The organism is Mesobacillus maritimus (assembly GCF_044803185.1).
In the GTDB taxonomy this organism is placed as follows: domain Bacteria; phylum Bacillota; class Bacilli; order Bacillales; family Cytobacillaceae; genus Mesobacillus_B; species Mesobacillus_B maritimus_B.
In genome coordinates, this window is sequence record NZ_CP085225.1 from 1443816 (window position 1) to 1457227 (window position 13412).

The window sequence follows — 13412 nt, forward strand, 5'->3', positions numbered from 1 at the left end:
GAGGGATCGTTTTGAGCGAGTATTTATTACAAATGAAAAACATAAGTAAAACGTTTCCTGGTGTAAAAGCATTGGATAATGTGGAGTTAGAGATAAAAAAAGGCGAAGTTCACGCCCTAATCGGTGAAAATGGTGCTGGTAAATCCACACTCATTAAGATCTTAGCTGGGGTATATACGTCTGATCCAGGGGCAAAGTTTTTCTTTGAAGGCAAGGAAGCGGAAATTTCTAAACCATTGGATGCAACGATGAAAGGGATATCCATCATTTATCAGGATTTGAGCTTGTTCCCGAACTTATCGGTTGCAGAAAACATCTACATAGGTCGCGATAGCCATAAAAAGCCTTGGACAAAGGTAAATTGGAACCAAATTAAGAAAATCGCAACCAAGGCTTTAAAAGAATTGGATATGGATATTGATCCTAGTACTCCAGTTGAACAATTAAGCATTGCTCAACAGCAAATGGTTGAAATTGCGAGAGCCCTGGCTTTCGATTCAAAGCTAATCGTCATGGATGAACCAACTTCTTCTTTATCTGCTGGAGAAGTGGAAAAGTTATATAACGTTATCGACAAGCTGAAAAAACAAGGAATTTCCATTATCTTTATTAGTCATAAATTAAAGGAATTGTTTACCGTTTCGGATCGATTCACAGTATTGCGTGATGGGAAATTTGTTGGTAGCTATGATGCACAAGATATGACGGAGCCGAAATTAATTCAATTAATGGTTGGCCGAAATGTTACTTATGAAAAGAACCAAGCGACGGTTGAGGTTGGAGAAACGATTTTTAAAGTCAACCAACTTTCGAAGGAAGGAAATTTCAAGGACATCTCCTTTGAGCTTAGAAAAGGCGAGGTATTGGGGATTACTGGTCTAGTTGGTTCAGGTCGTACTGAACTTGCTCAAGCAATTTTCGGGGTTAATAATCCGGATTCTGGAAGTATTGAATTGTATGGTAAACAGCTTTCCATCCGTCATTCCGCGGCTGCTGTAAAAGAAGGCGTTGCCTATATACCTGAGGCAAGGCAAACACAAGGATTAGTACTCGAGCAGTCGGTCATCAATAATATTTCCTTACCGATTATCACAAAACTTAAAAATAAATTTCGTCTAACGGATCGTAAACAGGAAGTGAAGCTTGCAGAGGAATATGTAAAAACACTTGATATTCGCCCTGCACTGCCTCATTTAGATGCTGGTAATCTATCAGGTGGAAATCAGCAAAAAATTGTTATTGCGAAATGGTTATCCACGAAACCTAAAGTTATTATCTTTGATGAACCGACAAACGGAATCGATATTGGGGCAAAAACAGAAATTCATAAACTCATGCGTAAGCTAGCGAATGAAGGCATTGGGGTCATCATGATTTCTTCCGAGCTTCCAGAAATATTGGCTGTTAGCGATCGAATCCTTGTAATGCGTCATGGACGAATTGCCGGGGAACTAAATGTTGCTGAAGCAACACAAGAAAATATTATGCACTATGCACTCCAAGGTAAGGACAGTGGAAAGGCTCCAAGCTTTGTAGCTGAAACCAACCAGATGAGTCAGGGGGTATAGAGATGAAATCCATCATAAAACAAAAAGAATTCAGTATATTCGTCATCGTCGTTTTACTCAGCATTGTCTTGTCATTTGTGAGTCCTGTATTTTTAACCTTCGAAAACTTTTTAGATATTATTGAAGGTAATGTTGTGATGGCTATTTTAGCCGTCGGAATGACATTGGTCATCATCACTGGAGACATTGATGTTTCGGTAGCAGCTGCTACAACTGCAGTAGCGGTTATTATTGGTAGCCTGTTTGGGTTCTTGCCAGACAGCTGGATTTCGATTTTAATCTTATTCTTAATTGCTCCAGTTATCGGGATTATCATTGGAGCAATTAATGGAATGCTAGTTTCAAAGATTAAAATTCCAGCGATTGTTGTAACATTGGGAACGTTAAACATTATCAATGGTTTAGTCTTGTATTTGACGAATGGTCAGTACTTAAATAGTACAAACTTTCCTAAACCGTTTTTAACCTTTGCAAACTTTGAGTTATTTGGAATACCAATTTTAATTTATCTTCTAACTGCTGTTGCAATCCTAACTTGGTTTATTTTAAAACATACTTTGATTGGACGATCAGTGTTAGCTATCGGAGGAAAATCTCAATCGGCTGTTCGTGTTGGAATTGACTTCGATAAAGTAAAACTCTTCGTGTTCGCTTATATGGGCTTTTTGGCTGGGGTTGCAGCGATTGCGCAGACAGCTTATACGAAGGCTGTTGATCCGAATGGATTATTAGGTGTTGAGATGATGGTTATTGCAGCCGTTGTATTAGGTGGAACCAATATTCAGGGTGGACGAGGTTCCATTCAAGGTACACTTTTAGGCGTTCTCCTCTTAGCTATCATGCAAAACGGAATGATTTTGGCACATATCGATACTTTCTGGCAAAAGGTTGTAACAGGAGCAATTATCGTTATCGCGGTATCGTACGACCAGATTAGCTATAGAAGACAACAGGCGAAATTAGCCAAGATAGAAGTAGAGGCATAGGGGGGAGAAGTATGAAGCTTTCAAAGGAAAGTGTGTTAGGACTAATTGCAATTGCTACGATTCTATTAATGAGTTTAATAGCACCGGGTTTCTTATCATCTAACAATATTAATAACTTGATGTTTCAGCTCCCTGAATTTGGATTATTTGCATTAGGGATGATGGTTGTTGTTATTACAGGAGGAATCGACCTCTCGATTACGTATATCGCGGCATTATCTGGGGTTGGCGCTGCACTAATGTTGATAAATGGATATCCCATTGTCTTAGCCATCCTAGTAGCAATTATTTTCGGTCTAGCTTGTGGTGCATTTAATGGTTTCATCGTTTCGAAAATTGGGGTATCTCCGATTCTTGTGACGATTGGTACATGGGTTCTATTTGAAGGTATCATCCTTGCGATTACAAAAGGACAATCAATCTCTGGTTTTAGTGAAACCTACTCGCTGATTGGAAACGGATACTATATGGGACTTTTCCCATTGTCCATCCTCATTTTCGCTTTCTTTGTCATCGTAACAGCTGTTTTACTGAATAAAACAGGCTGGGGGCGAAGTGTATATATGTATGGTAGCAATGAGGTCGCAACCTTATTCTCCGGAATTCGAAACAATCGTGTTGTCATGAAGGTTTATCTATACGCTGGGTTACTTGCTGCGATTTCGGCAATTATCATGACTTCTCGTTACAATTCAGTCAAAGTTGACCTTGGATCATCGTATCTCCTCCAAAGTGTGGCGGCAGCTGTACTAGGTGGAACGAAGATTCAAGGAGGATATGGAAAAGTAATGGGGACCGTTTACGCGGTGGTTATTTTCTTGACACTGTCAAATGGTCTGAACTTACTAGGTGTACACAGGGCGATTGTTGATGTCTTTATTGGAGCCATCCTTATCTCGGTTCTAACATTGAATTTCTTCTCTGATAAGTTCAAACAGAAAAAAGAGACAACAAAGGCATCAAAAGTTGCTTAATAAGAGGACATGCCTAACGTTGGGATTTTCTCATCTTTAAGCAATCCTTATTCCAATGGTTGTAAGCATTATCTACAGTGGTTTTTCCCTAGTTGATCTAGGTAAAACATAAAAAAAAAACAATCCTTAAGGGGGAAAATGCTCATGAAAAAGTTTGTAAAGACTTTAATGACGGGTGTGTTTGCTGCAGGACTTTTGGCTGGCTGTGTTTCTGGTAGCGGTGGAAGTTCAAGTGGTGGAGAGGCTGAAGGCGGAGACAAAGCTGCTAGCGGTTCAGATAATGGCGAATTAGCGATTGCCGTTGTACCTAAGCTTGTAGGGATTCCATACTTCAATGCATCAGAAAAAGGGGCCATCCAAGCGGGTGAAGACCTTGGCGTTGATGTTCAGTATACAGGTCCAACACAAGCTGACGCAGCTGCACAGGTAAAAGTAGTTGAGGACTTAATTTCTAAGAACGTAGACGTGATTGCGATTGCACCAAATGATCCTGCATCAGTTGACCCAGTTCTAAAGAAAGCAAAAGACCAAGGCATTCACGTTATTGACTGGGATACACCAGCAAACAAAGACCTTGTTGAATATTCTGTAAAGCAAATTGATGATGATGTTTTCGGTCGCCATATGGCTAAAAAGTTAGTGGAAGCAATGGGTACTGAAGAGGGTGAAATCGCAATTTTAACAGGTGGTCTGTCTGCTGCTAACCTTAACCTTTGGATTGAGGCTGCTCAGAAAGAATTCGACGAAAACTATCCTGGAATCAAAATTGTCACTGAAAAAATCCCTACAGAAGAAAAGCAACAGGTTGCGTATCAAAAGACTCTTGATTTAATGAAGTCTTATCCGAACCTAAAAGGAATTCTTGCTGTTTCAACTCCAGCTCCACTAGGTGCGGCACAAGCTGTACAGGAAAAAGGCATGCAAGATAAGATTTCAGTTGTAGGATCTGCACTTCCAACTGACTCACTTCCATTCTTGGAGGATGGCTCTCTAGATACAGCTGTTCTTTGGGATCCAGGTAAATTAGGTGCTCTTACTGTTGCAGTTGGTAAAATGATTGCTGAAGGTGTAGAGATTACAGATGGTATGGAAGTTGAAGGCGTTGGTCAAATCTCAGTATTAGAAGATGGAAAGTCCATCATCATGGGACCTCCAGCTGACTTTACAAAAGACAACGCAGCTGATTTCAATTTCTAAGAAAAAATTCATATGAAGACCTTGATGTCCCGAAAGTGAGTGCCACTCACTTTTGGGACTCACTTTTATCTACTCTTACTAACGATGATTCCCCCGCTTAAAACAACCTCTTCTAACGAGATTGCCCCATTTAATAGGAAAGATCCATAGGGTGTACAGATGATAACCAAAAAGGAGGACCAAACATGAAGTTACAAAACTACCAATTAAAAAATGAAAAAATCAAAGATGCATTTTTAAAGCTAAAATCAGAACAGCCCGAACTATTTCAGGAGAGGCTGAAATTATCTTGGAGCAATTGGGGATTTGGTCTTGAGACTCTAGAAGAGTCCATTATCCGTTTAAAAGAAGCGGGACTTGAGTACATTGAACTTCATGGCAATCATTATGGAGACGACCTTGGATACGATGTCGAGGAAACACTCTCATTATTAAAGAAGTACGATATGAAGGTATCTGGTGTTTGTGGGATGTTTTCAGCTGAAAATGATCTTTCTAGTAATCTTCCAAGTAAAAGACAAGCTGCAATTAGTTACATAAAAAGAGAACTTGCTTTTACGAGTGCGGTCGGAGGAGAGTATTTGCTTGTTGTTCCTGGTGCGGTTGGACGCCCTAATGCATACGACGATACTGAGTTTGAACGAAGCATTCGGACACTAAGAGGTTTAGGAACCTTGTTTGCAGAAAGCGGAGTCAAAGCGGCAATTGAACCAATTCGCTCCGCAGAGGTCAGCTTTGTCCATACCGTTGCCGATGCGAAGAACTATATTGAAGCAGTGGATCACGAAGCAATTCAACATATTAATGGAGACATTTACCATATGCAATCCGAGGAAGCGCATATTGGTGAAGCCATTATTGAAGCGGGTAATCGGTTAGTGAACCTTCATCTAGCAGATAGCAATCGAGGGGCACTAGGAGAAGGGTTCATGGATATTGATACCATCATTATGGCTTTATATCTCATCGGCTACAATCAAGGAAATCGTTTCTTGACTCCGGAGCCACTAGGACCAGGAGGAGATCCGTACCCGGCGATGAATTCAATCCCGGATAAGCGAAAGCTCGATCATTTAGTACGTCAAACAGCAACCTATTTTAGGGAAAGAGAGAACGAGCTATTGTCTTTATAAGACTATCAGTAGGTTAAGCGGTATCATCGTCTCGAAACAAATGTGGGAAGGGGAGATTGTGTTGTTAGAAGCATTAAAGCGTGAAGTGCTCGAAGCCAATCAGGCATTACCGAAGGAAGGATTGGTTACGCTTACTTGGGGAAATGTAAGTGGCATTGACAGGGAAAAGAATCTTGTGGTCATAAAACCAAGTGGTGTCCCTTATGACCAATTAAAAATAGAAGACATGGTTGTCGTTGATTTAGAAGGAAATGTCGTAGAGGGTAAGCTAAAACCATCTTCTGACACGCCGACTCATTTAGTTTTATATAAGCATTTTCAGGATATCGGCGGGGTGGTGCACACTCATTCTCCTTATGCAACGAGCTGGGCGCAAGCAGGGAAAGGGATTCCGGCATTAGGAACGACCCATGCTGATTATTATTATGGTACTGTTCCATGCACAAGGCCGATGACAAAAGCGGAGATTCTCGGAGAATATGAGCTGGAGACAGGAAATGTCATTATTGAAACGTTTGAGAAGGTGAATCCAAATGAGATTCCTAGTGTACTGGTGCATGGTCATGCTTCCTTTACCTGGGGGAAAAGCGCAATGAAAGCAATCGAAAATGCGGTTGTTTTAGAGGAAGTAGCGAAAATGGGTCTTTGGACAATCCAATTGAACAACCAAGTACCTCCGATGGATCAATCCCTTTTAGACAAACATTATTTACGCAAACATGGGGCATATGCCTATTACGGACAGAACTAAACAGGGGGAGAAGGCAATGACAAAAAAATATGCAATTGGTGTAGATTACGGAACACAGTCAGGCCGGGCTGTTTTAGTTTCCTTAGAAGATGGCACAGAATTGGCGGATCATGTAACCCCATATTCGAATGGCGTAATCGATGAGAAGATACCTGAATCAGGTGTAGAACTAGGCTTTGAATGGGCGCTTCAGGACCCGAATGATTATATCCAAGTGTTAAAACAATCGGTTCCTGCGGTAGTAAGAGAATCAGGGGTAAACCCAGAAGATGTAATCGGAATGGGAATTGATTTTACTGCTTGTACAATGCTTCCAATTGATGGACAGGGAGAGCCTCTTTGTTTTAACACAAACTGGAGAGAGAATCCACATAGCTGGGTAAAGCTCTGGAAACACCATGCCGCTCAGGCGCATGCGAATAAATTGAATAACATCGCTAATGAACGAAATGAAAAGTTTTTAGCTCGTTATGGTGGGAAGATTTCCTCTGAGTGGATGATGGCGAAAGCGTGGCAAATCCTTGATGAGGCACCGGAAATTTATGAGGTAACGGACCAATTTGTCGAAGCGGCTGACTGGGTGATTTCGAAGTTGACAGGCAATTTGCTACGAAATAGCTGTACCGCTGGATACAAAGCGATTTGGCATAAAGAGGAAGGCTATCCAAGCAAGGAATTTTTTAAAGCATTGGACCCTCGCTTGGAGGATTTAACAGAAACCAAACTTCGCGGCGAGGTTGTGCCACTAGGGACAAAAGCAGGTCAGCTAACAGAAGAAATGGCTGAAACTCTTGGCTTAAGTCCAAACGTCGCAGTTGCTGTGGGCAATGTAGATGCACATGCTTCTGTCCCAGGTGTTGGTGTTGTCACACCTGGAAAACTCGTGATGGCGATGGGAACTTCAATCTGTCATTTGCTTCTAGGTGAGAAAGAAGTCGAGGTCGAAGGAATGTGCGGCGTCGTTGAGGACGGGATCATTCCGGGGCTGTATGGATATGAAGCAGGGCAATCGGCAGTTGGAGATATTTTTGAATGGTTTGTGAACCACTCTGTTCCAGCATATGTTGTCGAAGCAGCGAAAGCAGACGGTGTTGGCCTTCATCAATGGTTGGAGCAAAAAGCAGCCGAGTATAAGCCAGGGGAGACAGGTTTACTAGCGCTAGATTGGTGGAATGGAAATCGTTCCGTATTAGTCGATACCGAGCTAAGTGGGGTCATTTTAGGTGCAACATTGCAAACCAAACCGGAGGAAATGTACCGTGCCTTACTAGAAGCGACTGCATTTGGCACAAGAAAAATTGTCGATGCCTTTCATGAAAAAGGTTTACAAGTAGATGAATTGTATGCGTGTGGCGGGCTTCCGCAGAAAAATAAATTATTAATGCAAATCTATGCGGATGTCACAAATCGTTCGATTAAAATTGCCGCTTCCAAGCAAACACCAGCCTTAGGAGCTGCGATGTTTGGTGCAGTAGCCGCTGGAAAAGAAAGCGGTGGATATGACAATATTATTGAAGCGACAGAAAAAATGGCACGGATTAAAGATGAAACCTTTGAACCGATTCCGGAAAACGTAGCATTATATGAGCAACTCTACCAGGAATATTCAAAACTCCATGATTACTTTGGTCGTGGTGAAAATAAAGTCATGCATCGATTAAAATCAATTCGGGCAAAAGTTAGCGAGTAAATGGAAAGTTTCTAGATAAAGAGAGGTGGTTCTATTAAAAATGGAACTGCCTCTTTTTTATACGAATATAACATGGGGTTCTGGATCATCCTGTCGTTATGTGCTCCTAGTTCCGATGCTAGTCCATTTTTATCTCGAAGCTAAAACAAGTGATGTCCTCTTTTTAATAGGAAAGGTCTAGGGAAATCCCGTTTAATCTTGAAAAACCGTCTTCTTCCATTTTAAAGACTCACAGATGTTCAAGGTGACAGTGTTAGTGTGTGTGCAAATAACGACAATGAATTTGTCTAATTACGTTATTGGCATTTGCTAACTTTCTAGTATGATAGAGATATGAGTAACCGCTTACAACAGAAGGGTGATTTGAATGATAAAATGCAGTATTGCTGTTGATATTGGTGCTTCTAGCGGTCGATTAATCGCAGGCTACCTCGAAAACGAAGTATTAAAGCTACAAGAAATTCATCGATTTGAGAACAAGCTTGTTCGAAAAGGGACTTACTTTTGTTGGGAGATTGGTAAACTCTTCGAGGAAATTAAAGAAGGTGTTCATCAATGTCACCGACTAGGGTTGCAACCGGAAAGCATTGGGATTGATACTTGGGCGGTTGATTTCTTGCTACTTGATGAAAAGGATCAACCCTTAACAGATGCAGTGTCCTACCGTGACCCAAGAACGGATGGAATGATAGAAGAAGTGTCGAAGCTAATTCCGAAAGAAAGGCTTTATTCAAAAACCGGCATTCAATTCCAGAAGTTTAATACTATTTATCAACTTTATTCCATCAAACAAAACAATCCTGAGGTTTTAAATCAAGCAAAAACATTTTTGATGATTCCTGATTATCTCAATTTCTTGTTAACTGGGAAGAAAGTAAATGAATATACAAATGCAACTTCAACACAACTCGTGAATGCCCATACGAAAGAATGGGACGAAGAAATAATCACGGAACTTGGATTGAATCACGAAATGTTTCAAGAAATTCAAATGCCTAAAACCGTACTTGGTACATTGAGGGAAGAGCTCGTTTCAGAGTTTGGTTTTGATATGAAGGTAATTCTTCCAGCGACACATGATACGGGTTCAGCCGTTGTTTCGGTTCCAGAACAAGAGGACACGATTTACATCAGTTCGGGGACATGGTCGTTGATTGGGGTAGAGAATACCCAACCTATTTGTACCCCAGACGCAATGAACTACAATTTTACCAATGAAGGCGGAATGGATTATCGCTTCCGTTTCCTTAAAAATATTATGGGGCTTTGGATGATTCAAGAAGTGAAGCGAAACTACAATAGTCAATATTCTTTTGGGGAACTTGTTGAATTAGCCAGACAAGCGAAAGACTATAAAGCCATCATCAATGTAAACGAAGACCGCTTTATGAAGCCAGAGAATATGATTCAAGAGATTATCGCAAGTTGTTTGGCGACTGGTCAACTCGCGCCAGAAACGCCTGGAGAAGTGGCGAAATGTGTGTATGACAGTTTGGCCGCCAGTTATCAAGAAGCGATAAGCCAAATTGAAGGGCTGGTCGGAAGGACATTTAAGCAGGTTAACGTCATTGGCGGTGGTTGCCAAAATGAGCTGTTAAATGAATTGATTGCGAATGTGACAAATAAAGAGATTCATGCTGGTCCAGTAGAAGCCACTGCAATCGGGAATCTTAGTGTGCAACTCATGGCCCTAGGACACATCGAAGATATTTCGAAAGCTAGAACCATCATTAAACATTCATTTGAGATGAAAACCTATTTACCTAGTAAAAACCAAATGTAACCGAAAAGGAGATAAACAAATATGACAGTAGAAGCGAATTATCAATATGCGAAAAGTCTTTACGAAAAATGGGGAATTGATGTTGATTCCGTTTTAGAAAAATTACAATCTGTACCGGTTTCCATTCATTGCTGGCTAGGCGATGATATTGGTGGGTTTGAAGTAAACAAAAGTGAATTGTCAGGTGGAATCGATGTTACTGGAAATTATCCAGGGAAAGCGAGAAACCCTGAAGAATTACGGCAGGACTTAGAAAAGGCGATGTCGTTAATCCCAGGAAAGCATAGGGTTAACCTGCATACAATCTATGCGGAAACAAATGGCGAAGTGGTCGAGCGTGACCAAGTGAAACCAGAGCATTTTAAAAACTGGGTGAACTGGGCGAAGGAACAAGGATTGGGGCTCGATTTTAACCCAACACTATTCTCTCATCCAAACGCAGCAGATGGTCTAACACTTTCTCATCCAAACCCAGAAATCAGAGAGTTCTGGATTAATCACTGTATTGCTGCACGCCGAATTGGTGAATATTTTGGAAAAGAACTTGGTACTCCTTGTTTAACAAATATCTGGATTCCGGATGGATACAAGGATGTCCCAAGTGACCGTTTAACACCAAGAGTTCGGTTAAAAGAGTCATTGGATCAGATTTTTGCCGATGAAGTGGATGAAAGATACAATGTCGATGCGATTGAAAGCAAATTATTTGGAATTGGTTCAGAGTCTTACGTTGTCGGTTCACATGAATTTTATCTTGGTTATGCTTTAAAGAATAATAAGTTATGCTTATTGGATACAGGACACTTCCACCCGACTGAGACGGTATCAAATAAAATTTCATCGATGTTGTTATACAGTGATCAGCTTGCCTTGCATGTGTCACGTCCGGTTCGTTGGGATAGCGATCATGTGGTTACATTCGATGATGAGCTAAAAGAGATTGCTCTTGAGCTTGTACGTAATGATGCATTAGACAAAGTTAAAATTGGACTAGATTTCTTTGACGCGAGTATCAATCGGATTGCTGCTTGGACGATTGGAACTAGAAACATGATCAAAGCATTGCTGTTTGCGATGTTGACGCCAAATGATTATTTAAAACAGCTCCAAGAAGAAGGGAATTTCACCGAGCGATTAGCTCTTTTAGAAGAATTCAAAACGTATCCGTTCAGTGCGATTTGGGATTACTATTGCGAGAAGATGGACGTTCCTGTAAGAGAATCTTGGTTAGACGAAGTAAAAGCCTATGAAGAAGAGGTTTTATCAAAGCGTTAATAAAGAAAAAAGAAGGTGGGCCAACTTTTAAAGTGGCCTGCCTTTTTGTTATTCAAAAAATATGTTATATTTAATTTATAAAATTAAAAGTAAAAGTAAATAAAACAACATAAAACCAAAACTATTAAGTGGGGAAGGGTGTAGCGGAGTGCTTGTTGCGGAAAGACAGCGAAAGATTGTGGAATTGGTCAATGAAAAGTTGAGCATTAGGGTTACGGAGCTAAGTAAAATATTCTCTGTGACGGAGGAAACGATTCGTCGAGACTTAGAAAAGCTTGAAAAAGACAATTTATTAATGAGAAGCCATGGGGGAGCGGTTAGCTTAGAAAAAGATCAATCAGAAACATCCTACTTAGAAAGAGAAATCACCAATGCAGCTGAAAAACGAGCAATTGCCATGGAAGCGATTAAGTCAATTGAAGCAGGAGATCAAATTGTCTTAGATGCCAGCACAACGGCTTGGTACATGGCAAAGGAACTTCCAGACATGCCATTAACAGTTGTGACAAACTCCATAAAAGTATCTATTGAGCTTAGTAAGAAAGAGCAAATCAGGGTGATTTCTACTGGAGGATCGTTGTTGTCGCAGTCTTTATCCTTTGTGGGACCACTAGCGGAACGTTCTTTAGGCATGTATCATGTTAATAAAGCCTTCCTTTCATGTAAAGGCGTCCATCTTGAAAAAGGCTTGAGTGACTTTAATGAATTGCAAGCTTTAGTCAAAAAGCAAATGATGGAGATTGCAGACGAAACCGTACTGATGGTGGATTCAAGCAAATTTGGAGTTCGTTCTTTTTCACAAATTAGCTCACTTTCGAACATTGATTGTGTCATCACGGATGCAAAGATCGAGGAGAACATCAAGAGACAGTTAGAAGAAAAACGAATTAAAATTACGATTGCTAATTAAATAACAAAGCTACAGATCAATTTGAGGATTGGTCTGTTTTTTTTGTGAGATAACATGCCTTTTTCTTGTCAATAGATAAAAACAAACAAAGGCATGGCAAAATTCAAAACAAAACAAAAATAAACAAAAAATATATCTGTTTTTATGTTGTTTTATTTTGATTTTAGGTTTATGATAAGTACATAAGAAACAGACATAAAAGAACTTGAAAAACAAGTCTTATATAAATAGGAGTGAAGGAACTATGATTACAACGATAGTTAGAAATCCGATCGTAACAGCACCATTTTTACAAGAAATGGTGGAAACAACTTCTAACCTTTACCGCTTAGGTTGGGATGAGCGGAATGGCGGGAATATTAGTTATTTATTAAATGAAGAAGAGGTTCGTCCATACTTGGATCTTGATCATGTGGTTCGCACTGTTCCAATGAACTTTGATGCTTCAGCTCTTGCTGGTAGATATTTCATAGTTACAGGTTCAGGGAAATATTTCAAAAATGTGGAGAAAAAACCTAGTACACACTTAGGAGTCATCCGTATTGCTGCTGATGGCAAAGGCTATGAAATTCTTTGGGGATTTGAAGATGGAGGGGTTGCAACAAGCGAGCTGCCAACCCATTTAATGAACCATATGCAGCGCTTATCAGTTGATCCAAACCATCGCGTTATCATGCATTGTCACGCAACAAACCTTATTGCCATGACGTTTACCCATAGCCTAGAGGAAGAAGCTATGACAAAAACTCTTTGGGAAATGTGTACAGAATGTCTTGTCGTATTCCCAGAAGGTGTCGGCGTTATTCCATGGATTGTTCCTGGAACAAATGAAATTGGCGAAGCAACAGCAGAAAGAATGAAGGATGTCCGAATTGTCCTTTGGCCGCATCACGGTGTTTTCGGAGCAGGTACGACCATGGATGAAACATTTGGACTGATTGAGACGGCTGAAAAAGCAGCAGAGGTTTACACCATTGTTTGTGCCCAAGGCGGAAAGAAACAAACCATCACTGATCAGCAATTGCAAGACCTTGCAGATGCATTCAATGTGGTTCCTAGGGAAGGGATTTTAAAGCTGTAAGCTGGAATTTTTATAAATATTACTCATAAAAAGAAACGCAGGCAGTTGTATCATGAAGGGACAC

General features: G+C 40.5%; 11 protein-coding genes. All 11 read left to right on the forward strand.

The window, feature by feature from the left end; all coding sequences use genetic code 11:
* Window positions 1–11 precede the first annotated feature (11 nt).
* The 11 genes from LG336_RS06980 to rhaD all read left to right on the forward strand — a co-directional run bounded on the left by LG336_RS06980 (window position 12) and on the right by rhaD (window position 13348).
* Window positions 12–1568 carry a sugar ABC transporter ATP-binding protein gene (locus tag LG336_RS06980; protein ID WP_404331845.1) on the forward strand — a complete coding sequence of 519 codons (1557 nt, stop codon included), beginning with the start codon at window positions 12–14 and terminating at the stop codon, window positions 1566–1568.
* Window positions 1569–1570: 2 nt separating this feature from the next.
* Window positions 1571–2554: an ABC transporter permease gene (locus tag LG336_RS06985; RefSeq protein ID WP_404331846.1), complete on the forward strand. Its 984-nt coding sequence runs from the start codon at window positions 1571–1573 to the stop codon at window positions 2552–2554.
* 11 nt (window positions 2555–2565) lie between these two features.
* Complete coding sequence (locus tag LG336_RS06990; RefSeq protein WP_404331847.1) at window positions 2566–3528, forward strand: ABC transporter permease; 963 nt, start codon at window positions 2566–2568, stop codon at window positions 3526–3528.
* A gap of 144 nt (window positions 3529–3672) precedes the next feature.
* Window positions 3673–4725: an autoinducer 2 ABC transporter substrate-binding protein gene (locus tag LG336_RS06995; RefSeq protein WP_404331848.1), complete on the forward strand. Its 1053-nt coding sequence runs from the start codon at window positions 3673–3675 to the stop codon at window positions 4723–4725.
* Between the two features lie 185 nt (window positions 4726–4910).
* On the forward strand, window positions 4911–5858 hold the full coding sequence (locus LG336_RS07000) for a sugar phosphate isomerase/epimerase family protein (RefSeq protein WP_404331849.1): 948 nt from the start codon (window positions 4911–4913) through the stop codon (window positions 5856–5858).
* A 61-nt stretch (window positions 5859–5919) separates the two neighbouring features.
* Window positions 5920–6609, forward strand: coding sequence for an L-ribulose-5-phosphate 4-epimerase (gene araD, locus LG336_RS07005; RefSeq protein WP_404331850.1), 690 nt, complete (start codon window positions 5920–5922; stop codon window positions 6607–6609).
* A 16-nt stretch (window positions 6610–6625) separates the two neighbouring features.
* On the forward strand, window positions 6626–8299 hold the full coding sequence (locus LG336_RS07010) for a ribulokinase (protein ID WP_404331851.1): 1674 nt from the start codon (window positions 6626–6628) through the stop codon (window positions 8297–8299).
* 367 nt (window positions 8300–8666) lie between these two features.
* Window positions 8667–10082 (forward strand): rhamnulokinase, encoded by a 1416-nt coding sequence (gene rhaB, locus LG336_RS07015; protein WP_404331852.1) that lies wholly within the window; start codon window positions 8667–8669, stop codon window positions 10080–10082.
* A 21-nt stretch (window positions 10083–10103) separates the two neighbouring features.
* The gene (gene rhaA / locus LG336_RS07020) at window positions 10104–11357 is read left to right on the forward strand and encodes an L-rhamnose isomerase (protein ID WP_404331854.1); all 1254 of its coding nucleotides are present in this window, start codon (window positions 10104–10106) and stop codon (window positions 11355–11357) included.
* Window positions 11358–11505: 148 nt separating this feature from the next.
* A complete protein-coding gene (locus LG336_RS07025) occupies window positions 11506–12267 on the forward strand; it encodes a DeoR/GlpR family DNA-binding transcription regulator (protein ID WP_404331855.1) in 762 nt (253 codons plus the stop codon).
* Between the two features lie 244 nt (window positions 12268–12511).
* Entirely contained in the window at window positions 12512–13348 is an 837-nt protein-coding gene (rhaD, locus tag LG336_RS07030) for a rhamnulose-1-phosphate aldolase (protein ID WP_404331856.1), read from the forward strand.
* Window positions 13349–13412 lie beyond the last annotated feature (64 nt).

Coding starts and splice junctions, on each gene's coding strand:
- LG336_RS06995 (WP_404331848.1), top strand. CDS start 3,673: ATGAAAAAGTTTGTAAAGACTTTAATGACGGGTGTGTTTGCTGCAGGA.
- LG336_RS06985 (WP_404331846.1), top strand. CDS start 1,571: ATGAAATCCATCATAAAACAAAAAGAATTCAGTATATTCGTCATCGTC.
- rhaA (WP_404331854.1), top strand. CDS start 10,104: ATGACAGTAGAAGCGAATTATCAATATGCGAAAAGTCTTTACGAAAAA.
- rhaB (WP_404331852.1), top strand. CDS start 8,667: ATGATAAAATGCAGTATTGCTGTTGATATTGGTGCTTCTAGCGGTCGA.
- LG336_RS07000 (WP_404331849.1), top strand. CDS start 4,911: ATGAAGTTACAAAACTACCAATTAAAAAATGAAAAAATCAAAGATGCA.
- LG336_RS07010 (WP_404331851.1), top strand. CDS start 6,626: ATGACAAAAAAATATGCAATTGGTGTAGATTACGGAACACAGTCAGGC.
- rhaD (WP_404331856.1), top strand. CDS start 12,512: ATGATTACAACGATAGTTAGAAATCCGATCGTAACAGCACCATTTTTA.
- LG336_RS06990 (WP_404331847.1), top strand. CDS start 2,566: ATGAAGCTTTCAAAGGAAAGTGTGTTAGGACTAATTGCAATTGCTACG.